Origin of the sequence: Streptomyces flaveolus, assembly GCF_044765825.1 — a bacterium.
GTDB lineage: Bacteria > Actinomycetota > Actinomycetes > Streptomycetales > Streptomycetaceae > Streptomyces > Streptomyces flaveolus.
The window spans coordinates 109,408-130,713 of sequence record NZ_JBIWKU010000007.1 but is presented as its reverse complement, the minus strand read 5'-3'; the positions used below and the strand labels follow the sequence as shown (position 1 = coordinate 130,713).

Annotated in this window: 24 protein-coding genes; 14 read left to right on the top strand and 10 right to left on the bottom strand. The window is 72.8% G+C overall.

Annotation, left to right across the window (positions count from 1 at the left end):
- Positions 1 to 3: 3 nt before the first annotated feature.
- From ACIRG6_RS22245 to ACIRG6_RS22235, 3 genes are read right to left on the bottom strand one after another with little or no spacing between them, the layout of a single operon-like run.
- The gene (locus ACIRG6_RS22245; protein WP_318217586.1) at positions 4 to 1,725 is read right to left on the bottom strand and encodes an urease subunit alpha; all 1,722 of its coding nucleotides are present in this window, start codon (positions 1,723 to 1,725) and stop codon (positions 4 to 6) included.
- Positions 1,718 to 2,029, bottom strand: coding sequence for an urease subunit beta (locus ACIRG6_RS22240; RefSeq protein WP_189231200.1), 312 nt, complete (start codon positions 2,027 to 2,029; stop codon positions 1,718 to 1,720). Before ACIRG6_RS22240 ends, ACIRG6_RS22245 begins: the two co-directional genes overlap by 8 nt.
- Before the next feature lie 14 nt (positions 2,030 to 2,043).
- A complete protein-coding gene (locus tag ACIRG6_RS22235; protein ID WP_189231199.1) occupies positions 2,044 to 2,346 on the bottom strand; it encodes an urease subunit gamma in 303 nt (100 codons plus the stop codon).
- An 828-nt stretch (positions 2,347 to 3,174) separates the two neighbouring features.
- Between ACIRG6_RS22235 and ACIRG6_RS22230 the strand changes: the two genes are divergently transcribed.
- Entirely contained in the window at positions 3,175 to 3,648 is a 474-nt protein-coding gene (locus ACIRG6_RS22230) for a C40 family peptidase (protein WP_318217587.1), read from the top strand.
- Positions 3,649 to 4,171: 523 nt separating this feature from the next.
- Here the strand turns inward: ACIRG6_RS22230 and ACIRG6_RS22225 are convergent.
- Positions 4,172 to 4,675 (bottom strand): ATP-binding protein, encoded by a 504-nt coding sequence (locus ACIRG6_RS22225; RefSeq protein WP_364682193.1) that lies wholly within the window; start codon positions 4,673 to 4,675, stop codon positions 4,172 to 4,174.
- A 213-nt stretch (positions 4,676 to 4,888) separates the two neighbouring features.
- On the opposite strand from ACIRG6_RS22225, the gene ACIRG6_RS22220 reads away from it, so the two are divergent.
- Positions 4,889 to 5,749, top strand: coding sequence for a helix-turn-helix domain-containing protein (locus ACIRG6_RS22220; RefSeq protein ID WP_350718226.1), 861 nt, complete (start codon positions 4,889 to 4,891; stop codon positions 5,747 to 5,749).
- A 9-nt stretch (positions 5,750 to 5,758) separates the two neighbouring features.
- Positions 5,759 to 5,998 (top strand): DUF397 domain-containing protein, encoded by a 240-nt coding sequence (locus ACIRG6_RS22215; protein ID WP_189231194.1) that lies wholly within the window; start codon positions 5,759 to 5,761, stop codon positions 5,996 to 5,998.
- 42 nt (positions 5,999 to 6,040) lie between these two features.
- On the opposite strand, the gene ACIRG6_RS22210 is transcribed toward ACIRG6_RS22215, so the two are convergent.
- Positions 6,041 to 7,168 (bottom strand): 8-amino-7-oxononanoate synthase, encoded by a 1,128-nt coding sequence (locus tag ACIRG6_RS22210; protein WP_403324194.1) that lies wholly within the window; start codon positions 7,166 to 7,168, stop codon positions 6,041 to 6,043.
- Between the two features lie 151 nt (positions 7,169 to 7,319).
- Here ACIRG6_RS22210 and bioB point away from each other — a divergent pair, with 151 nt between their 5' ends.
- The 4 genes from bioB to ACIRG6_RS22190 all read left to right on the top strand — a co-directional run bounded on the left by bioB (position 7,320) and on the right by ACIRG6_RS22190 (position 11,555).
- Positions 7,320 to 8,501, top strand: a complete 1,182-nt coding sequence (bioB, locus tag ACIRG6_RS22205) for a biotin synthase BioB (RefSeq protein WP_364819139.1) — start codon at positions 7,320 to 7,322, stop codon at positions 8,499 to 8,501.
- A complete protein-coding gene (locus ACIRG6_RS22200) occupies positions 8,494 to 9,780 on the top strand; it encodes an adenosylmethionine--8-amino-7-oxononanoate transaminase (RefSeq protein WP_403324192.1) in 1,287 nt (428 codons plus the stop codon). The genes bioB and ACIRG6_RS22200 overlap by 8 nt, the downstream gene beginning before the upstream one ends.
- Before the next feature lies 1 nt (position 9,781).
- Entirely contained in the window at positions 9,782 to 10,498 is a 717-nt protein-coding gene (bioD, locus tag ACIRG6_RS22195) for a dethiobiotin synthase (protein WP_403324190.1), read from the top strand.
- Between the two features lie 364 nt (positions 10,499 to 10,862).
- Positions 10,863 to 11,555, top strand: a complete 693-nt coding sequence (locus ACIRG6_RS22190; RefSeq protein WP_364682182.1) for a class I SAM-dependent methyltransferase — start codon at positions 10,863 to 10,865, stop codon at positions 11,553 to 11,555.
- Between the two features lie 16 nt (positions 11,556 to 11,571).
- Here ACIRG6_RS22190 and ACIRG6_RS22185 read toward each other — a convergent pair whose 3' ends face one another.
- Together ACIRG6_RS22185 and ACIRG6_RS22180 are read right to left on the bottom strand one after the other, a co-directional pair.
- On the bottom strand, positions 11,572 to 11,946 hold the full coding sequence (locus ACIRG6_RS22185; RefSeq protein ID WP_318217595.1) for a fic family toxin-antitoxin system, toxin component: 375 nt from the start codon (positions 11,944 to 11,946) through the stop codon (positions 11,572 to 11,574).
- 4 nt (positions 11,947 to 11,950) lie between these two features.
- Entirely contained in the window at positions 11,951 to 12,178 is a 228-nt protein-coding gene (locus ACIRG6_RS22180) for a toxin-antitoxin system HicB family antitoxin (RefSeq protein WP_225634987.1), read from the bottom strand.
- A gap of 132 nt (positions 12,179 to 12,310) precedes the next feature.
- Between ACIRG6_RS22180 and ACIRG6_RS22175 the strand changes: the two genes are divergently transcribed.
- The 7 genes from ACIRG6_RS22175 (at position 12,311) to mug (ending at position 19,073) form a co-directional block, all read left to right on the top strand.
- Positions 12,311 to 13,204 carry an LLM class F420-dependent oxidoreductase gene (locus ACIRG6_RS22175; protein WP_364682180.1) on the top strand — a complete coding sequence of 298 codons (894 nt, stop codon included), beginning with the start codon at positions 12,311 to 12,313 and terminating at the stop codon, positions 13,202 to 13,204.
- 67 nt (positions 13,205 to 13,271) lie between these two features.
- Complete coding sequence (locus tag ACIRG6_RS22170) at positions 13,272 to 13,697, top strand: GNAT family N-acetyltransferase (RefSeq protein WP_403324185.1); 426 nt, start codon at positions 13,272 to 13,274, stop codon at positions 13,695 to 13,697.
- 94 nt (positions 13,698 to 13,791) lie between these two features.
- Complete coding sequence (locus tag ACIRG6_RS22165) at positions 13,792 to 15,141, top strand: hemolysin family protein (RefSeq protein ID WP_403324182.1); 1,350 nt, start codon at positions 13,792 to 13,794, stop codon at positions 15,139 to 15,141.
- Positions 15,138 to 16,151 carry a hemolysin family protein gene (locus ACIRG6_RS22160; RefSeq protein ID WP_318217599.1) on the top strand — a complete coding sequence of 338 codons (1,014 nt, stop codon included), beginning with the start codon at positions 15,138 to 15,140 and terminating at the stop codon, positions 16,149 to 16,151. Before ACIRG6_RS22165 ends, ACIRG6_RS22160 begins: the two co-directional genes overlap by 4 nt.
- Positions 16,152 to 16,214: 63 nt before the next feature.
- Positions 16,215 to 16,994 carry an SGNH/GDSL hydrolase family protein gene (locus ACIRG6_RS22155; RefSeq protein ID WP_364682176.1) on the top strand — a complete coding sequence of 260 codons (780 nt, stop codon included), beginning with the start codon at positions 16,215 to 16,217 and terminating at the stop codon, positions 16,992 to 16,994.
- An 88-nt stretch (positions 16,995 to 17,082) separates the two neighbouring features.
- Positions 17,083 to 18,525, top strand: coding sequence for an adenylosuccinate lyase (gene purB / locus ACIRG6_RS22150; RefSeq protein ID WP_318217601.1), 1,443 nt, complete (start codon positions 17,083 to 17,085; stop codon positions 18,523 to 18,525).
- Positions 18,522 to 19,073: a G/U mismatch-specific DNA glycosylase gene (gene mug, locus ACIRG6_RS22145; protein ID WP_364819232.1), complete on the top strand. Its 552-nt coding sequence runs from the start codon at positions 18,522 to 18,524 to the stop codon at positions 19,071 to 19,073. Before purB ends, mug begins: the two co-directional genes overlap by 4 nt.
- A 7-nt stretch (positions 19,074 to 19,080) precedes the next feature.
- On the opposite strand, the gene ACIRG6_RS22140 is transcribed toward mug, so the two are convergent.
- Genes ACIRG6_RS22140 through ACIRG6_RS22130 form a run of 3 tightly spaced genes read right to left on the bottom strand, consistent with a single transcriptional unit; the run spans position 19,081 to position 21,244 of the window.
- Positions 19,081 to 19,521 (bottom strand): hypothetical protein, encoded by a 441-nt coding sequence (locus ACIRG6_RS22140; protein ID WP_364819147.1) that lies wholly within the window; start codon positions 19,519 to 19,521, stop codon positions 19,081 to 19,083.
- 56 nt (positions 19,522 to 19,577) lie between these two features.
- On the bottom strand, positions 19,578 to 20,303 hold the full coding sequence (locus tag ACIRG6_RS22135; protein ID WP_364682172.1) for an ABC transporter permease: 726 nt from the start codon (positions 20,301 to 20,303) through the stop codon (positions 19,578 to 19,580).
- A 2-nt stretch (positions 20,304 to 20,305) separates the two neighbouring features.
- The gene (locus ACIRG6_RS22130; RefSeq protein WP_403324177.1) at positions 20,306 to 21,244 is read right to left on the bottom strand and encodes an ABC transporter ATP-binding protein; all 939 of its coding nucleotides are present in this window, start codon (positions 21,242 to 21,244) and stop codon (positions 20,306 to 20,308) included.
- Positions 21,245 to 21,306 lie beyond the last annotated feature (62 nt).

Genomic DNA, 21,306 nt, shown 5'->3' with positions numbered 1-21,306 from the left:
CGCTCAGAACAGGAAGTACCGCTGCGCGAGCGGCAGTTCCGTGGCGGGTGCGGGCTCGACGAGTTCGCCGTCGATGGTCACCGCGAAGGAGTCCGCGGCGACCTCGACGCGTGGCAGGGCGTCGTTCTCGCGCATGTCGGCCTTGGTGCGGCCGCGGGTCGAGCGGATGGGTACGAACTCCTTCCCGAGGCCCAGGCGTTCCGGCAGTCCGTCCTCGATCGCCGCCTCGGCCACGAAGTTCAGCGAGTTCATGGCGGGCGCCCGGCCGAGAGCGCCGTACATCGGGCGCGGCAGGACGGGCTGCGGGGTGGGGATGGAGGCGTTGGCGTCGCCCATCTGCGCGTAGGCGATCTGTCCGCCCTTGAGCACGACCTGCGGCTTCACGCCGAAGAAGCCGGGCTCCCAGATGACCAGGTCGGCGAGCTTGCCGGACTCGACGGAGCCGACCTCGTGCTCGATGCCCTGGGCGACGGCCGGGTTGATGGTGTACTTGGCGACATAGCGACGGGCGCGCCGGTTGTCGGCGCGGGTGTCGCCGGGCAGGAAGCCGCGGCGCCGCTTCATCACGTGCGCGGTCTGCCAGGTCCGCAGGATCACCTCGCCGATGCGGCCCATGGCCTGGGAGTCCGACGACATGATGGAGATGGCGCCCATGTCGTGCAGGATGTCCTCGGCCGCGATGGTGCTCGGCCGGATGCGGGACTCGGCGAAGGCCAGGTCCTCGGGCACCGCGGGGTTGAGGTGGTGGCAGACCATCAGCATGTCGAGGTGTTCCTCGACGGTGTTGACGGTGTGGGGCCGGGTCGGGTTGGTGGACGCCGGCAGCATGTTCGGCAGCGACACCGCCGTGATCATGTCGGGTGCGTGGCCTCCGCCGGCTCCCTCGACGTGGAAGGCGTGCAGGGTGCGCCCGGCGACCGCGTCGAAGGTGTCGCCGACGAATCCGGCCTCGTTCAGGGTGTCCGTGTGGACGGCGAGCTGGACGCCGGACTCCTCGCACACGTCCAGGCAGGCGGAGATCACGGCGGGGGTCGCGCCCCAGTCCTCGTGGATCTTGAAGCCGAGGATGCCGGCGCGCAGTTGGTCGCGCATCGACTCCTTGGACATGGTGCTGCCCTTGCCGAGGAAGCCGATGTTGACGGGGCTCGACTCCAGGGCCGCGTACATCCGGGCGAGGTGCCACGAACCGGGGGTGACCGTGGTCGCCTTGCTGCCCTCGGCCGGGCCCGTGCCGCCGCCGATGAGGGTGGTGATGCCGGAGGCGAGGGCCTCGTCGACGATGCCCGGCGCGATGAAGTGGACGTGGGTGTCGATGCCGCCGGCGGTGACGATCTTGCCGTTGCCCGCGATGACCTCCGTCTCAGGCCCGATGACGAGCTCGGGGTGGACGCCGTCCATGGTGTCCGGGTTGCCGGACTTGCCGATGCCGGTGATGCGGCCGTCGCGGATGCCGATGTCGGCCTTGACGATGCCCCAGTGGTCGATGATCACGGCGCCGGTGATCACGGTGTCGGGGGCACCCTCGGCGCGGGTGGCGCGCGACTGGCCCATCGACTCGCGCAGCACCTTGCCTCCGCCGAAGACCGATTCGTCGCCGGAACGTCCGGGGCCGCCGGAGCGGTCCTCCTCGATCTCCACGAAGAGGTCGGTGTCGGCCAGGCGGATGCGGTCGCCGGTGGTCGGGCCGAACAGGTCGGCGTAGGCGGCGCGGGACAGTTCAGGCATCGAGGGCACCTCCGGTCGCTCCGCGCAGACCCACGACGACGCGAGCACCCGCGAGGGGGATCAGCTCCACGTCGACCGGGATGCCGGGCTCGAACCGGACGGCGGTGCCGGCGGCGATGTTCAGCCGCCTGCCGTGCGCCGCGGCGCGGTCGAAGTCGAGACCGGGGTTGGCCTCGGCGAAGTGGTAGTGGGAGCCGACCTGGACGGGCCGGTCGGCGGTGTTGAGCACGGTCAGACGGACGCTCGGGCGGCCCTCGTTGAAGGCGACCGGCTCGTCGGCGAAGAGGATCTCTCCGGGAATCATGGCTGCGGTTCCCGTCAGATGATCGGTTCGTGGACGGTGACGAGCTTGGTGCCGTCGGGGAAGGTCGCCTCGACCTGCACGTCGTGGATCATCTCGGGAATGCCCTCCATGACCTCGTGGCGCTGGATCAGCTTGCGGCCCGACGCCATGAGTTCACTGACCGTGCGGCCGTCGCGTGCACCTTCGAGGATGTGCGAGGTGATCAGCGCGACGACCTCGGGGTGGTTGAGCTTCACTCCTCGTGCGCGGCGCTTCTCGGCCACGTCCGCGGCCACATGGATGAGCAGTCGTTCCTGCTCGTGCGGGGTCAGTTGCACGTACCACCTCACAGAACGTCACGCCGGGACCGAACGGTTCCGGCTGCCGCGTCCACCGCGACGGCTCTAGGTGTAACACACAGCAACGGGCCCGAACGCACACGCCGATGTACGCAAAACCGCAGGTGGATCGGGGTGCAGAGTAGGGCTACAGTGTTTCTGCCACGTCACAGGGTTTTGACCGACTGATTACCGGTTTGACCGACCGATTACCGGTGCTGTCGGCGGCCTTCCGCATGCCCGCGAACAACTGGACGCCCCCACCGCCCCCCAGGGCTGTCCGGAAGTCGCCTCCGGTCGGCGGTCTCGGTCGCCCGGAGCCCAAACCGGCCGAACGGCGTACCACCTTTCGGCGTAGGAACACCTCGGATTTCCGACCCCTCGGGCTTGCGCAATGCGCGCACCCGAACGGCGGAATATGTCATTCCGCCGCTGGTCCCGGGGTCGTCACGGCATGCGACAGGGGATCGAACACCGACATGTCCACCCGAACGGGTGAGTGGTGAGTAACCACACAAGGGCCCGGTTCCGTTGGGATTTTCCGACTTCTATGCGACAAGATCCATGACTGACGACAAGCCCCCGCCGCAGCGGCGGGGCGGTCCGGGCGGACGCCGAATCCTGCCGCCGCCCGGACGACCGGTCGACAGGAGTGGATCGGCAGGAGTGGAGGACCCAAGCACGACGGGTCGCCGGAACGGTCGCCCCCGAGAGGGAGGCACCGGGCCGAGCAGCCCTTGGGGTGAAGCCGCACCCGTGCGGCCGGGCAACTTCGCCAGCCCGAATCCGACAGGTCATCCTTCACAGGCGGCTGACGAAGGGTTGCGCATGACTGCGCTCAATCGCGTCCCGTCACTGATGGCCCGTGCCGGCACGGCCTCGGCCCTGACCATCGCCGCCGTGGGCGGCTCCATCGTGGTTCCCGGCGGCGCCTCCGAGTCCGCCGCGGCGAGCCTCTCGACGAAGGCCCTCCACATCGCGGCATCCAAGAAGGGCTCCCCCTACGCCTGGGGAGCAGTCGGACCCCGCAGGTTCGACTGCTCCGGACTGACGCTGTACTCGTTCAAGAAGGCCGGCAAGAAGCTGCCGCGGACCGCCGCGCAGCAGTACAACAAGACCCGGCACATCTCCGCCAAGAGCCGCAGGGCCGGAGACCTCGTGTTCTTCCACTCGGGCCGGAGCGTGTACCACGTCGGCATCTACGCCGGGAAGGGCAAGATCTGGCATGCCCCGAAGACCGGGGACGTGGTGCGGCTGCAGAAGATCTGGACCAGCAACGTCTGGTACGGCCGGGTGAAGTGACCCGCCCGGGGCGGTGACGGCGTCCTGACGCGCCGTCACCGTCCCGGGTGCGTGCCGCGGTGCGTGACACGGCCCTGAGCGGTTGCCCGTCAGGACATGGCCGGCACCGCGCGCGACGACCCGCCACTGGGGCGCGCCGACCGCGACTTCGAGCTGCTCCAGGAACTGCGCGTTCACCCGGACCGGGGTGCGGATCCTCTTCGCCTTCCCGCTGTCCCTGGCCTTCACCTCGCGCTTCCCGGAGCTCGACAAATTCGCGTTCACCGGCTCGGTGATGCTCATGGTCGACGTGACCAACGGCCGGGCCGGCGGTACGGCCGCCGGTGCGGCGACCCTGCTGGGCTGTCTCGGCCTGTGGTGGCTGCTCCCCGGCCTGGTCCGGCGGACCCGCCTGACCGGTGAACGCCGCTCCGCCGAACGGCGTACGGCGGCGGAACCGGTCGGCCCGGCGCGGGGCCCGGGCGGCGCGGGGCCGCACGGCCCGGCGGGCGCCGTCCGCTGCGCGCCGGGCGCCGTCCACGCCTCACCGCTGAGGCTCCTGCCGCCCCACGGCCTCGACCGGGGGACGGCCCACGACCGTGACCTGCTCGGCGGGCACCACCGGGCCCGGTGCCGTCCAGGGCAGTTCGATGGAAACGGTCTTGCCGCCCTCTCTCGTGGGCCGCACTCTCAGCCTGCCGCCGCACTCCGCCGTCAGCCAGCGGATGATCACCATGCCCCGGCCGTTGTCCTGCTGCACGGCGGCGGGCAGCCGCTTGGGGAAGCGCGGGTGGCTGTCGGTCACGCCGATGCACAGCCGTTCGTCGCAGTCGAGCACGAGGTCCACCGTGAAGGTCGGTGACTGCCCGAACGTGTGCTGGACCGCGTTGGTGGCCAGCTCGGAGACGATGAGCCGGACGGTCTCGGACACCTCCGCGTCCGCGGGCAGGCCCCACTCCGCCAGGGTGCCCACCACATAGGTGCGCGCGGCGGCCACCGAGGCGGGATCGCTCGGCAGAGTGACGGATGCTTCCAGATGGTCTGCCATGGCGACGTCGTCCCTTTCCCACGGGACCGCAGCCGGACACGGAGCGGATGGTTCGAGTACGGTCCCGGACTGGTGCTTCGCCGCCAGACTGCCATCACCGCCCGGTGAAGGGCGGCGATCCACCAAGATATGCATATATCTGTCGCTCGAAGCGGTGAACTCTGCGACGGCAGACCGCATTCGGGCGGCTCATGGGGAGTAGAGGAGTGGCCCATGCAGCACGGTCCGGTGGTGCGCCGCCGCAAGCTGGGCGCGGAGCTGCGCGCCCTGCGCACGTCGGCGGGGATCACCAGCGGCGAGGCGGCCCGGCTGGTGGGCTGGCACCAGTCGAAGGTCAGCCGGATCGAGACCGGGACGAGCGGGGCGAAACCGGCCGACGTGCGGTTACTGCTGGACGCCTACGGGGTCGAGGACCGGGAACTGCGGGAGCTTCTGGTGGTGCTGGCGGGCTCCGACGACGCGGGCGGCCGGCACCACTGGTGGCACGCCTATCGCGGGGTACTGCCGCCGACGTACCGGGACTTCATCAGCCTGGAGTCGCAGGCGAGCGCCATGCGGACCCTGGAGACCACCGTCGTGCCCGGACTGCTCCAGACACCGGAGTACGCCCGCGCGGTCACGCGGGCCGCGGTGGACGGGCTGCCGGAGGAGCGGCTGGACACGCTGGTGGAGGTCCGGCTGGCCCGGCAGGACGTGCTGCGGGCCGACCCGCCGCTGGAGCTGAACGCGGTCCTCGACGAAGCGGTGCTGCGCCGGGAGGTGGGCGGACCGGGGGTGATGGCCCGGCAGCTGACCCGGCTGGTGGAGGCCGCGCGGCTGCCCCATGTCCGGCTCCAGGTACTGCCGTTCTCCGCCGGGGCGCACATCGGTGTCACCGGCCCTTTCGTAATCTTCTCATTTCCGAGCACTTCTGATCTCGACGTGGTTGTTCTCGACCACTTGACGAGTAGCCTCCACCTCGAACGGAAAGAAGACCTAGAGGCCTACACCGAGGCCTTCAACGCTCTCCTGCTCCATGCCCTTTCGCCCGAGGACTCGTTGGACTACATCGCCGCGACCGCGGCCGGCGCGTAAGGAGGCACCATGTCCGCACTTCCTCGGAACACCCCCGCGAGTACCGATCTGCACGGTGTGCGATGGCTGCGCAGCAGCTACAGCACGGGAGCCAACAACTGCGTGGAGACGGCACGGCCGTCGGCCGGCCCCTGGGCCGGACTCCTCGCCGTGCGCGACTCCAAGGACCCGGCCGGGCCCGCGCTGCTCTTCTCCCCCGGGAGCTGGGCGTCGTTCACGGCCGCGGTCCACGTCGGCCGGACCGGCTGACCCGACCGGGTGCCGCGCGACGCACGGCCGTGCCACGCCGACTCATGGCCGCGTTTCGCCGATCACCCGTACAGCGCGTTCGATCTGTTCCCCGGAGAGGTCCGCACGAGCGGTCAGCCTGAGCCGTGAGATGCCATCGGGCACCGACGGAGGGCGGAAGCAGCCCACGGACAGGCCGGCCGCACGGCAGTCGGCCGCCCACCGCACGGCCCCCTCCGGGGAGGGAGCGCGCACCGAGACCACCGCGGCGTCCGGGCGTACCGCCGCCAGACCCGCGGCGGTCAGGCGTGCGTGCAGCTCGGCCGCCACCTCGCGCGCCCGTGCCGCCCGCCCGGGCTCACGGCGCAGCAGCCGCAGTGCCGCGAGGGCGGCGCCCGTCGCGGCGGGGGCGAGTCCGGTGTCGAAGATGAACGTCCGGGCCGCGTTCACCAGGTGGTCGATCACCCGCGCGGGGCCGAGCACGGCGCCGCCCTGGCTGCCGAGCGACTTGGACAGCGTGACCGTCACGACGACGTCGCCGGCGCCCGCGAGGCCCGCGGCGTGCGGGGCGCCCCGGCCGCCGTCGCCGAGGACGCCGAGGCCGTGGGCGTCGTCGACGACCAGCCCGGCGCCGTGTTCCCGGCACGCCTCGGCCAGGGCGGCCAGCGGCGCCGCGTCGCCGTCCACCGAGAACACCGTGTCGGAGACGGCGACGGCGGGTCCGTCGTGCGTCGCCAGCGCCTTGCGCACCGCGTCCGGGTCGGCGTGCGCCACCACCTGGGTGGTCCCCCGGGCCAGCCGGCAGCCGTCGATCAGCGAGGCGTGGTTGCCCGCGTCGGAGACGACGAGGGAGCCGTGCGGGGCCAGCGCGGTCACCGCGGCGAGGTTGGCCGCGTAGCCGGAGGAGAAGACGAGCGCGGCCTCGAAGCCGCAGAAGGCGGCCAGTTCACGCTCGAGTTCGGCGTGCAGTTCGGTGGTTCCGGTGACGAGCCGGGAGCCGGTCGCGCCGCCGCCCCAGGTCCGCGCGGCCCGCGCCGCGCCCTCGGCGACCTCCGGGTGCCGGGCCAGACCGAGGTAGTCGTTGCTCGCCAGGTCCAGCAGGGGCGAGTCGGCCGGGCGGGGCCGCAGTGTCCGTACGAGTCCGGCCCGGCGGCGCGCCCCGGCCTGCTCGTCGATCCAGCCGAACGCCATGGCTTCGCCCTCCCGGGGTTTTGTAGGCAGTGGACAGACACTAGCGGCACGACGAGCTGCCCGAGGTGTGGCGATACCCACACGGTGATCTGTCACTGTTGTGCGAACTCTCCTTGGCCCCGGGTGGCCCCGTAGGACAGGATCGGCTCTCATGGACCTGCTGAACACGCTGGTGGACAAGGGGCTTCGGCGCGAGACGCCGACCCGCGAGGAAGCGCTGGCCGTCCTCGCCACTTCCGACGACGACCTGCTCGATGTGGTGGCCGCGGCCGGCAAGGTACGCCGTCACTGGTTCGGCCGACGGGTGAAACTCAACTACCTCGTCAACCTCAAGTCGGGCCTGTGTCCCGAGGACTGCTCATACTGCTCGCAGCGGCTCGGCTCGAAGGCGGAGATCCTCAAGTACACCTGGCTCAAGCCCGGCCAGGCCTCCGAGGCCGCCGCCGCGGGCGTGGCCGGCGGCGCCAAGCGGGTGTGCCTGGTGGCCAGCGGGCGCGGTCCGACCGAGCGGGACGTGGACCGGGTCTCCGAGACCATCCGGACCATCAAGGAGCAGAACCAGGGCGTCGAGGTCTGCGCCTGCCTCGGGCTGCTCTCCGACGGTCAGGCGGAACGGCTGCGCGAGGCGGGCGCCGACGCCTACAACCACAACCTCAACACGTCCGAGTCGACGTACGGGGACATCACGACCACGCACACGTACGCCGACCGGGTGGACACGGTCAACAAGGCGCACGCGGCCGGGCTGTCCGCCTGCTCGGGGCTGATCGCGGGCATGGGCGAGAGCGACGAGGACCTGGTCGACGTGGTCTTCTCGCTGCGCGAGCTGGATCCCGACTCGGTGCCGGTCAACTTCCTGATCCCGTTCGAGGGCACGCCGCTGGCCAAGGAGTGGAACCTCACCCCGCAGCGGTGCCTGCGGATCCTGGCGATGACGCGGTTCGTCTGCCCGGACGTCGAGGTGCGCATCGCCGGCGGTCGCGAGGTGCATCTGCGCACGATGCAGCCGCTCGCCCTGCACCTGGCCAACTCGATCTTCCTCGGCGACTATCTCACCAGCGAGGGCCAGGCCGGCAAGGCCGACCTGGAGATGATCGCGGACGCCGGTTTCGAGGTGGAGGGCACCGGCGAGGTGACCCTGCCCGAACACCGGGCGGCGGGCCGGGGCGGCTGCGGGTCGCACGAGGACGGCGGGGTATGCGGTTCCGCCCCGGCGCAGGGCGGGTGCGGCTCCGCCCCGGCCGCGCAGGCGCCGGTGACGGGCGAGGCGCGTACGGACCTGGTCGCCGTACGCCGCCGTGGTGCCGGAACGGACCTCGCGCCCAATGCCTGAGCCCGCGCTGACCGTGGACGAGCTGCTGGCCCTGGACCGGCGGCACGTCTGGCACCCGTACGGCCCCATGCCCGGCCGGCAGGACCCGCTCGTCGTGGAGTCGGCGAGCGGGGTGCGGCTGCGGCCGACCGACGGCTCGGGCGAGCTGGTCGACGGGATGTCGTCCTGGTGGTCGGCGATCCACGGCTACAACCACCCGGTGCTGAACGAGGCCGCGCGCGAGCAGCTGGACCGGATGAGTCACGTCATGTTCGGCGGGCTCACCCACGAGCCCGCCGTGCGGCTGGCGAAGCTCCTTGTCGACATGTCCCCGGAGGGCCTGGAGCACGTGTTCCTCGCCGACTCCGGCTCGGTGTCGGTCGAGGTGGCGGTCAAGATGTGCCTGCAGTACTGGCGTTCGCTGGGCCGCCCCGCGAAGCAGCGGCTGCTGACCTGGCGCGGGGGCTACCACGGCGACACCTGGCAGCCCATGTCGGTGTGCGACCCCGAGGGCGGGATGCACGAGTTGTGGAGCGGGGTGCTGCCGCGTCAGGTGTTCGCGGACGCCCCGCCCGCCGAGTACGAGGAGTCGTACGCGGACCATCTGCGCGCGACGGTCGAGCGGCACGCCGACGAACTGGCCGCGGTGATCGTCGAGCCGGTGGTGCAGGGCGCGGGCGGGATGCGGTTCCACTCCCCCGCCTATCTGCGGGTGCTGCGCGAGGTGTGCGACGCGCACGACGTGCTGCTGGTGTTCGACGAGATCGCCACCGGGTTCGGGCGTACGGGCGCGCTGTTCGCCGCGGAGCACGCGGCCGTGACGCCGGACGTGATGTGCGTGGGCAAGGCGCTGACCGGCGGTTATCTGACGATGGCGGCGACGCTGTGCACCTCGCGGGTGGCGGACGGCATCTCGCGGGGCGAGGTGCCGGTGCTCGCGCACGGGCCGACGTTCATGGGCAATCCGCTCGCCGCGGCGGTGGCGTGCGCCTCGATCGGGCTGCTGCTCGGCCAGGACTGGCGCGCGGAGGTCAAGCGCATCGAGGCGGGCCTCACCGAGGGGCTCGCGCCCGCCGCCGGGCTGCCGGGCGTGACCGACGTGCGGGTGCTCGGCGCGATCGGCGTGGTGCAGCTCGACCACGCCGTCGACATGCGGGCGGCGACCGAGGCGGCCGTGCGCGAGGGCGTGTGGCTGCGGCCGTTCCGCGACCTGATCTACACGATGCCGCCGTACGTCACGGGCGATGCGGACGTGGCACGCATCGCCCGCGCGGTGTGCGCGGCGGCACGGGAGGGATGACATGCCGGTACTGGTGATCACGGGGACGGGCACGGAGGTCGGCAAGACGGTCGCGACCGCCGCCGTGGCCGCGGCGGCGCTGGCGGCCGGCCGGTCGGTGGCCGTGCTGAAGGCCGCTCAGACGGGCGTACGGCCCGACGAGCCCGGGGACGCGCAGGAGGTCGCGCGCCTCGCGGGCGCCGTGACGGCGGCCGAGGTCGCCCGCTATCCCGAGCCGTTGGCGCCGGGCACGGCCGCGCGGCGGGCCGGGCGGGCGCCGGTACGCCCCGGGGAGGTGGCGGAGGCCGCGGCCAAGCTGGCCACCGAGCACGACCTGGTGCTGGTCGAGGGGGCGGGCGGGCTGCTCGTCCGGTTCGACGAGGCGGGCGGCACCCTGGCGGACGTCGCGGCGCTGCTGGGCGCGCCGGTGCTCGTGGTGGCGTCGGCGGGGCTGGGCACGTTGAACACGACCGAGCTGACGGCGCGCGAACTCGCCGCGCGCGGGCTGGAGTTTTCGGGGGTGGTGATCGGCAGCTGGCCCGCGGACCCGGACCTCGCCTCGCGCTGCAACCTCGCGGACCTGCCGGAGGTGTCCGGGGCACCCCTGCTCGGCGCCCTGCCCGCCGGCGCCGGCGCCCTCGCGCCGGCCGCCTTCCGGTCGGCGGCACCGCACTGGCTGGCCCCCCGCCTGGAGGGCACATGGGACGCGGACGCGTTCCGCCTCCGCGAGGCCCCCTGACGGGCACGGGGTCCGCACAGCGGCTCCGGGGGGATGCGAGGCACGCCGGTGACGCGGGCGGCGGGGGCCGTCGGTGCGGGGCACCCGCTGTACGCACACGGGCGGGCGGCGGCCCGGTCGCGGGCCGAGCGGCGCCGTAGGCCCGCCACCGGGCCGCCCCGACCGCTGCCGGGCACACCGGTGACCCGGGCCGCGGGACAGGCGGGAGCGGCGGCCCGGTGTGCCCACGCCGGTCACTCGGCCCGCAGGGGCAGTTGGGGCGGGTGCGGTGCCCGCCACGCGGAAGTGGGGTGCCGGCGGGCGGGTGCGCCGTGCTCGTGCGGGGGACAATCGCGGTAAGGCACCACCTCGTGAGGGAGGTCCCATGCCGTTGCGATCCGCCCGTTCCCGCTCCGTGCCCCCGGACGCCGTGCACCATCCGCTCTTCGCCCGCTACTACGCCCGGTTCAGCACGAGCGCCGAGACCCGGATGGGCATGGCGCGGGTGCGTGAGCGGCTGCTCGCAGGGCTGTCCGGGCGGGTGATCGAGGTCGGCGCGGGCAACGGCCTGAACTTCGCGCACTATCCGGGCGCCGTCTCGGAGGTCGTCGCCATCGAACCGGAGCGTTCCCTGCGGCACATGGCCGTGGACGCGGCGCTGCGCGCCCAGGTGCCGGTCGACGTGGCGCCGGGTGCGGCGGAGGCGCTGCCGGTCAAGAGCGAGGCGTTCGACGCGGCCGTCGTGTCGCTGGTGCTGTGCAGTGTCCGGGACGTGCCGCGGGCGCTCGGGGAGCTGCGGCGGGTGCTGCGGCCCGGCGGCGAGCTGCGCTTCTTCGAGCACGGGCGGGGCGGGGGACGGGTGATGACCTTCACCCAGCGGGCGCTGGACCGGACGGTGTGGCCGGCGCTGGCGGGTGGCTGCCACGTGTCCCGCGACCCGGTCGCCGCGCTGCGGGACGCCGGGTTCACCCTGGGCCCCTACCGGCGGATGCTGATGCCGGAGAACGGGCCGGCGCTGCCGATGTCGTACTGCGTCCTCGGCACGGCCTGGCGACCGCCCGGGGACGACACCCCCTAGGCGCGGTGCGCGGCCGTCACACGCTCCACTGGCGCAGTTCGTGCGCGATGTCGTCGACCGACGCCTCGCCGCTCTTGACCAGCAGGGCCAGGTCCCGTACCTGCTCGGGCGTGGTGGCGACCTTGACGCCGCTGGCGACCAGGTAGGCGTAGGCGACCGCGGAGGCGAACAGGGCGTTGGAGCGCTCCAGCGCGGGGACGTGGATCAGGAGCTGGAGCAGCGCCGCGGCGCGGGCGTAAGGGCCGTCGTAGACGGGGACGTCGAATATCTCGGCGCGGTGGCGGGCGACGGCGGCGACGAGAGCGCCCCAGTCGGTGACCTGGGGGTCTCCCGGGGTGCGCTGTTCGGCGAGCATCAGCAGCCAGGCGAGGTCGATGGTGAGTTCGTTCACCGGCTCAGCGGCGGCGCTCGCCGACCTCCTCCGCGAAGACCTTCTCGTACTGCTGCATGAAGTCGGCGGCGGCCTCCACGAAGGTGCGGCCGGCCTCGCCGGTGTCCTGCCGGACCAGTTCCTCGATGTAGCGGTTGACGCTCATCCCCCGGGCCATGGCCCGTTCGCGGGCGGCCCGGGCGGTGCCCTCGTCCACCCGCACATTCAGCTGGGCCTTCTGGGTCTTCGCCATACCCCGACGCTAGCGCCGGAACGCTAGCAGGGGCAAGGGCGGCATCCGGCGGACCGGTACCGCGGGAGGATTCCGGTGTGCGCCGGGGCGCCCTAGTCTGGCGCCGGCGCGCAGACCACCGAGGAGGCCCTCTTGTCCACTCCACCCTTCCGCTTCGGCGTCAACCTGACGGCTTCCGCCCCGGCCGCGGAATGGAGTGCGAAGTGCCGGCGGGCCGAGGAGCTGGGCTACGACGTGATCCTGGTACCGGACCATCTCGGCACGGTGGCCCCCTTCCCGGCGCTGGTCGCGGCGGCCCGGGCCACCCGGCGGCCCCGGGTGGGCACGTTCGTGCTCAACGCCGGTTTCTGGAACCCGGCGCTGCTGGCCCGGGAGGTGGCGACCACGGACGCCCTGACGGACGGGCGCCTGGAGCTGGGGCTCGGCACCGGCTACGTACGGGCGGAGCACGACGCGGCGGGGCTGCCCTTCGGCTCACCCGGCGAACGGGTGGATCATCTGCGGCGCACGGTGGAGGAACTGCAGCGGCTGCTCCGCGACGAGGAGTACCGGCCGCGGCCGGTACAGCGGCCCGGGGTGCCGCTGCTCATCGGCGCCAACGGCGACCGGATGCTGGAACTGACCGCACGGCACGCCGACATCGCCGCGTTCACGGGCGGCCGTACGGTGCCGGGGAGCCCAACGGGACAACTGGCGCCCATCACCGCCGAGGAGCTCGACGAACGCGTGGCGCGCTACCGCGCGTCGGCGGCGGACCGCGAGAAACCGGCCGAGCTGAACCTGCTCATCCAGCTGGTGGCCGTCACCGGCGACCGCGAGGCCGCCGTCCGCCCCCTGCTGGAACGCGTCCCGCACCTGACCGCCGGCCAGGCGCTCGACCTGCCCCTCTTCCTGATGGGCACCCTCGAGGAGATCACCGCGCAGGTGCGCGCGCAGCGCGAGCGCTACGGGTTCACGTACCTGACGGTCCTGGAGCCGTCCATGGAGGCCTTCGCCCCGGTGATGCGGGCACTGCGCGACGCCTGACGGCCGCATGCCGTCCGTATGCCGGAATTCGCGTTCGGCCCTCTGCGGCGCGTGGTGGGATCACCGCATGAATGATCTTCGGATACGGGCCGCCGGGCCCGAGGACCTGGATGCCGTGCTGGCCTTCTGGAAGGTGGCCGCGGAGGGGACGAGCATCAGCGACGACCGGGACGGCGTGGAGCGTCTGGTCGCCCGCGACCCGGACGCGCTGATCCTTGCCGAGTGCGACGGCACGCTGGTGGGCACGGTGATCGCCGGCTTCGACGGCTGGCGCTGCCACCTGTACCGGCTGGCGGTGCACCCCGGCCACCGCCGCCGGGGGATCGGCTCGGCCCTGCTGGACGCCGCGGAGGAGCGGTTCGTACGGCTCGGCGGGCGGCGCGCGGACGCGATGGTGCTGGTGCGCAACGAACGGGCGCAGCATGCGTGGCGGGCCGCCGGGTACGCGCCCCAGGAGCAGTGGCGACGCTGGGCCAAGCCCCTCACCGACTGAAAGGCAGTGAGCACCGGCACATGAGCGAGTGTCCCGGCGCACGACATCGCGCGAACCTCCACGTCCTGTCCGATCATGGAACCGAGGTGACCCGATGACGGAAGTGCTCCTGCTGCTGGTGGCGATCCTGCTCTCGCTCGCGTGCGGCGCCTTCGTCGCGGCCGAGTTCTCGCTGACCACCGTCGAGCGCGGCGAGCTGGAGCGTGCCGCCGCGCGCGGCGAGCGGGGCGCGGCGAGCGCGCTGAAGGGCGTACGGAATCTGACGTTCCAGCTCTCCGGGGCGCAGCTCGGCATCACGGTCACCAACCTGGTGGTCGGCATGCTCGCCGAGCCGTCGGTCGCGGCGCTCATCGCGGGCCCGCTGGAGGACGCCGGGATGTCCCGCTCGGCGGCCTCCTCGCTGGCGCTGGTGCTGGGCACGGCCCTGTCCACGGTCTTCCTGATGATCGTCGGCGAGCTGGTGCCGAAGAACTGGGCGATCTCCTCGCCGCTGGCCGTCGCCAAGCGGGTGGGCGGTCCGCAGCGCTGGTTCAGCTCGGCCTTCCGGCCCTTCATCACCCACCTGAACAACTCGGCCAACCGCGTCGTGCGCCGCCTCGGCGTGGAGCCCGCGGAGGAGCTCGCGTCCGCGCGCGGGCCGCAGGAGCTGGCGGCGCTCGCCCGGCACTCCGCCAGGGAGGGAGCCCTGGAGCCCGACACCGCCGAACTGTTCGTGCGGACCCTGAACCTCGCCGACCTGACGGCGGAGAACGTGATGACCCCGCGCGTCCAGGTCATCGCCCTGGACTGGCGGGCGACCTGCGAGGACGTGGCGAACGCGACGCGGGCGACCGGGCTGTCCCGGTTCCCGGTCTTCCGGGACACCCTCGACGCGGTGGTGGGGACGGCCCACGTGAAGGACGTGCTGGCGGTGCCCGCCGAGCGCCGGCCCCGGGTGCCGGTCGCGGAGCTGATGCGCGAGCCGCTGCTCGTCCCGGAGACCCTGACCGTCGACCGGCTCCTGGACCGGCTGTCCGGGCGGCGCACGATGGCCGTCGTCATCGACGAGTACGGCGGGACGGCGGGGGTGGCCACGCTGGAGGACATCGTCGAGGAGGTCGTCGGCGAGGTGCGCGACGAGCACGATCCGCACGAGATCCCCGAGCTGGACGCGGCCGGCACGGACGAGCAAGGCCACGCGCTGTACTGGGCCGACGGCGCGGCGCGGGTGGACCGGCTCGCCCGCCTGGGCCTGCGGGTGCCGGAGGGTCCGTACGAGACGGTCGCCGGCCTGGTCGCGGCCCGGCTGGGCCGCATCCCCGCCGTCGGCGACACCGTCGACGTCGAGGGCTGGCGGCTGGACGTCGTGGACGCGGCGGGGCGCCGGGCGGCCAGGGTGCTGCTGCACGCCCCGCTCGACGACGAACGGACCGGTGACGGCGAGGACGGGGAGGCCGGACGGTGACCGCCGTACAGCTGCTGATCGGTCTGGCGACGCTCGTCGTCAACGCCTTCTTCGTGGGCGCCGAGTTCGCGCTGATCTCCGTGCGCCGCAGCCAGGTGGAGCCGTACGCCGAGGGGGGCGACCGGCGGGCGAAGAGCGTGCTGTGGGGCCTGGAGCACGTGTCCGCGCTGCTGGCGGCGGCCCAGCTCGGCATCACGCTGTGCACGCTGGTCCTCGGCATCGTCGCGGAACCGGCGATCGCGCATCTGCTGGAGCCGGTGTTCCACGCGGTGGGCGTGCCGTCGGGGGCGGGGCACGCGGTGTCCTTCGTGATCGCCCTGGCCCTGGCGACGTATCTGCACATGCTGCTCGGCGAGATGGTCCCGAAGAACATCGCGCTGGCCGAGCCGGTGCGCAGCGCGCTGCTGCTCGGGCCGCCGCTGGTGGGGCTGTCCCGCGCGCTGCGCCCCGTGATCTTCACGGTGAACGCCTTCGCGAACGCGCTGCTCAAGCTGCTCAGGGTGGAGGCGAAGAGCGAGGTCTCGGCGACCTTCACGGACAGGGAGCTGGCCGAGATCGTCAAGGACGCCAGCGAGGCCGGGCTGATCGACGACCGCGCCCAGGAGCGGCTGCACGACGCCCTGGAACTGGGCCGCCGGCCGGTGCGGGACGTGGTGCTGCCGCTGGAACGCGTCGTGCACGCGCGCGTGGGCATCACGCCGGAGCAGTTGGAGCGGCTGTCGGCCGAGTCCGGGTTCTCCCGCTTCCCGGTGGTGGACGACGGGCGGCGGATCGTCGGCTACCTGCACGTCAAGGACGCCCTGGACGCCTCCCCCCGGGACCAGCCGTTCCGGCTGCGGGACATGCGGCCCATCGCCCGGGTGCGGGAGGCCACACCGCTGGACGACGTGCTCACGGCGATGCGCGGCAGCCGTACGCATCTGGCGGCGGTCCTGGGCTCCGACGGGCGGCTGGCGGGGCTGGTGACCATGGAGGACGTGCTGCGGGAGCTGTTCGGCCGGCGGACCTGACCTGCCGCCCCGCGGAGGGCGACCGACCGGCGGGTATGGAGTCGGGTTACCATCTTCGTCGCCATGCAGACGAATCCCACCCACACCAGCCTCGTCGCCGTCGGCGACTCCTTCACCGAGGGCATGTCCGACCTGCTGCCCGACGGTTCCTACCGGGGCTGGGCCGACGTCCTCGCGGCCCGGATGGCCGCCCGCTCCCCCGGTTTCCGGTACGCGAACCTCGCCGTGCGCGGGAAGCTGATCGGGCAGATCGTCGACGAGCAGGTGGACGTCGCGGCGGCCATGGGGGCCGACGTGATCACGCTGGTCGGCGGGCTCAACGACACCCTGCGGCCCAAGTGCGACATGGCCCGGGTGCGGGATCTGCTGACGCAGGCCGTGGAGCGGCTGGCCCCGAACTGCAAGCAGCTCGTGCTGATGCGCAGCCCCGGCCGGCAGGGCCCGGTGCTGGAGCGGTTCCGGCCGCGCATGGAGGCGCTGTTCGCGATCATCGACGACCTCGCCGGGCAGCACGGCGCCGTGGTCGTGGACCTGTACGGGGCGCAGTCGCTGGCCGACCCGCGCCTGTGGGACGTGGACCGGCTGCACCTGACCGCCGACGGTCACCGCCGGGTCGCGGAGGCGGTGTGGCAGTCGCTCGGCTACGAACCCGAGGATCCCCAGTGGCACGCGCCGATCCCGGCGACGCCGCCGCCGGGCTGGATCACGCGCCGCACCGCGGACGTCCGGTTCGCCCGGCAGCACCTGCTGCCCTGGATAGGCCGCAGGCTGACGGGCCGCTCGTCCGGCGACGGCCTGCCGGCCAAGCGCCCGGAGCTGCTGCCGTACGAGGAACCGGCGTGATCCTTCCCGGGTCCGCGCGGCGTTCGTAGCTTCCGACGAACAACCCCGCGGCGCTGGCCTGCACGAATCGCCAGTAGAATCCGTTTACGTGACTTCCGCTCCCGCCAAGCCCCGCATCCCGAACGTCCTCGCCGGACGCTACGCCTCCGCCGAGCTCGCCACGCTCTGGTCGCCCGAGCAGAAGGTGAAGCTCGAGCGGCAGCTCTGGCTCGCCGTGCTGCGTGCCCAGAAGGACCTGGGCATCGAGGTGCCCGACGCCGCGATCGCCGACTACGAGCGCGTCCTCGACCAGGTCGACCTGGCCTCCATCGCCGAGCGCGAAAAGGTCACGCGGCACGACGTGAAGGCGCGGATCGAGGAGTTCAACGACCTCGCCGGGCACGAGCACGTGCACAAGGGCATGACCTCCCGCGACCTGACGGAGAACGTCGAGCAGCTGCAGATCCGGCTGTCGCTGGAACTGATCCGCGACCGTTCGGTGGCCGTCCTGGCCCGCCTCGGCAAGCTGGCCGGCGAGTACGCCGAGCTGGTCATGGCCGGCCGCTCGCACAACGTGGCCGCGCAGGCGACGACGCTGGGCAAGCGGTTCGCCACCGCCGCCGACGAGCTGCTCGTGGCCTACGGCCGGGTGGAGGAACTGCTCGGCCGCTACCCGCTGCGCGGCATCAAGGGCCCGGTCGGCACCGCCCAGGACATGCTGGACCTGCTCGGCGGCGACGCCGGCAAGCTCGCGGAGCTGGAGCAGCGGATCGCCGGGCACCTCGGCTTCTCGCAGGCGTTCACCTCCGTCGGCCAGGTCTACCCGCGCTCGCTGGACTACGAGGTCGTCACCGCGCTGGTGCAGCTGGCGGCGGCGCCGTCCTCGCTGGCCAGGACGATCCGGCTGATGGCCGGGCACGAGCTGGTCACCGAGGGCTTCAAGCCCGGCCAGGTCGGCTCCTCGGCGATGCCGCACAAGATGAACACCCGCTCCTGCGAGCGCGTCAACGGCCTGATGGTGATCCTGCGCGGCTACGCCTCGATGACCGGCGAGCTGGCGGGCGACCAGTGGAACGAGGGCGACGTGTCCTGCTCGGTGGTGCGCCGGGTCGCGCTGCCGGACGCGTTCTTCGCACTGGACGGCCTGCTGGAGACGTTCCTGACCGTGCTCGACGAGTTCGGCGCCTTCCCCGCCGTCGTGGCCCGCGAGCTGGACCGCTACCTGCCGTTCCTCGCCACCACCAAGGTGCTGATGGGCGCGGTGCGGGCCGGGGTCGGCCGGGAGGTCGCGCACGAGGCGATCAAGGAGAACGCCGTCGCCTCCGCGCTGGCCATGCGCGAGCAGGGCGCCGAGCGCAACGAGCTCCTCGACAAGCTGGCCGCCGACGAGCGCATCCCGCTGGACCGTGCCGGGCTGGACGCCCTGATGGCCGACAAGCTCTCCTTCACCGGCGCCGCGGCCGACCAGGTCGGCGTCGTCGTCGGCCGGATCGAGGAGATCGTCAAGCAGCACCCGGCGGCGGCGGGCTACACCCCCGGAGCGATCCTCTGACCCGCTTCACCCGGGCCGAACTGGAGGCCGCCCGCGACCGTCTCGTACCGGACGTCGTCGCGGACGGCCTCCACGTGCTGTTCTGCGGCATCAACCCCGGCCTGTTGTCGGCGGCGACGGGACACCACTTCGCCCGCCCGGGCAACCGGTTCTGGCCGGTGCTGCATCTGTCCGGCTTCACTCCGCGGCAGCTGAAGCCGTCGGAGCAGCAGGAGCTGCTGTCGTACGGACTCGGCATCACCAACGTCGTGGCCCGGGCGAGCGCGCGGGCGGACGAGCTGACCGCCGAGGAGTACCGGGAGGGCGGCCGGCAGCTTGCGCTGAAGGTGGCGCGGCTGCGGCCCCGTTGGCTGGCCGTCGTCGGTGTCACCGCGTACCGGGCGGCGTTCGACGACCGCAAGGCCCGGGTGGGCCCGCAGGAACGGACGATCGGGGGCACCCGGGTGTGGGTCCTGCCCAACCCCAGTGGGCTGAACGCGCACTGGACCGCGCAGACGATGGCGGAGGAGTTCGCGCGGCTGCGGGTCGCGGCGGACCCTCAGGCGTAGGCGGCGGTCACGGCGGGGCCTGCTCCGTGACCACGGCCAGCAGCTGCACCTCGTCCGTCTCGTCCCGGTCGGCGACGGCCACCGCGATCCAGCGGCCCGTCCCCTCCGCGTCCCAGAGGTGGGCCACGCGGGCGCGGGCGCAGAGGGTGGCCCACGGCTCGGGTATCTCCTCCGCTTCGGTCCGCAGCAGGACCGTCTGCAGGTTCCAGGGGTCCGTCTCCCCCCAGCGCGGGGCGAGGCGCTCGTAGAGAGCGTCCCTCCACTTCTCGTACTGCTCGACCGTCACCACCCGCTGTGCCCGGTCGCCGCCGCGCAGGCCGTGGCTGCTCTCCAGCACCACGACGACTCGGCCCGGGCCCCCTGTGCCGTCGCCCGACGGGCCGTGCTCCGCCGGGAAGGGCCGGAAGCACAGCTCGTCGATGAGCGCGATGTGCTGCGCGATGTTCATGCGATCCAGTAAACCGGCCGCCACTGACAATTGGCGGGGCGTCAGCCGCGCCTGGCTCAGGCGTCCCGGTGGCGCAGCCGCCAGGCCCCCGCGAGGACGGCGGCGGCCGCCCACAGTGCGGTCACCGCGAGCCCCGTCCACGGGCCCAGGGACCCGTCGTGCGCCTGGTACAGGACGACTTGACCCGCCTTGTCCGGCAGGAAGTCGGTCGCGCCGCCCGCCGCGTCCCCGATCACGAACGAGACGACGAGGATGAACGGGATGACGGTGGACAGGGTGGCCATGCCGCTGCGGAACAGGGCGGTCAGGCCGGCGGCGAGCAGGGCCATCAGCATCAGGTAGATCCCGCAGCCCACGACGCCGCGCACCTGCTCGCCGCCGGTGAGTCCGCCCGCCGCCGGGCCGAGGCCCGCCCGGGCCGCGACGAGGGCGGCGCAGGCGGTGAGCAGCCCCACCACCAGGACCGGTACCGCGACGACCACGAGCTTCGCCGCGAACCACCGGCCGCGCTGCGGTACCGCGGCCAGGGAGAGCCGGATTCCGTTGCCTTGATACTCCGACGACACGGCCAGGGCCCCGAAGGCGATCGCGGCGATCTGTCCCGGCCAGACACCGGACAGCGCCGTGAACAGTGGGTCGAAGTCCGGGTCGGAGGTACCGGAGGAACCGGCCAGCGCGGAGAACGCCGTGGTGACCGCGAACAGGGCCGGCAGCGTGCCGCACAGCGAGCGCAAGGTGCGGATCTTGAGCGCCTCGGAGCGGAGTACGGGCGTGAAGTGCATGGTCAGGCCTCCTGAGACGGTGCGGGCTGTGCGGGCTGTGCGGTGAACTCGGTCTCGGCGGCCGTCAGGTCCAGGTAGGCCTGCTCCAAGGTCCCCTCGTCCGAGGCCAGTTCGAGGATCGGGACGCCAGCCCCGGAGACGGCACGGCCGATGTCGTCCACACGCGCGTGGTGCACGGTCCAGTACCCGTCGTCGTGTTCCACGGCGTCGTGGCCGTGCCGGGCGAGTACGGACTTCAGGGCGCCGGCGTCCGAGGTGCGGATGCGGACACGCGGCCGCACGCGCGCGTCGATGAACTCCCGCATCGAGGTGTCGGCCAGCAGACGGCCTCGGCCGAGGACCACCAGGTGGTCGGCGAAGGACGCGGTCTCGTTCATCAGGTGACTGGAGACCAGAACCGTGCGGCCCTCGGCCGCGAGCCGCCGCAGCAGCTCCCGGATCCAGATGATGCCCTCGGGATCCAGCCCGTTGGAGGGCTCGTCCAGCATCACCACCCCGGGGTCGCCCAGCAGCGCGGCGGCGATGCCCAGCCGCTGGCGCATGCCCAGGGAGTACGTCCTCACCCGGCGGCGGGCCGCCGACGCGATACCCGTCTCCTCCATCACCTCGTCGACCCGCCGGACCGGGACCCGGTTGCTCGCCGCCAGCACGCGCAGATGGTCCCGGGCGGTGCGCGAGCCGTGCGCGGCCTGCGCGTCGAGCAGGGCGCCGACGTGCCGCAGCGGCTCGTGGAGCGTGGCGTAGGGGCGCCCGCCGACGGTCGCGGTCCCGGAGGTGGGCCGGTCCAGGCCGAGCACCAGCCGCATGGTGGTGGACTTCCCGGCGCCGTTGGGGCCGAGGAATCCGGTGACGCGGCCGGGGCGCACGGTGAACGTGAGGTCGTCGACGGCTCGCCGGGTGCCGTACTCCTTGGTGAGGTTCTGGACGTCGATGCTGGTCATGACAGCAGCGTGCCCTCTCGTACGGGGGCGGGTCCTCCCCCGTCGGTGGAGAGCGTCTCCCC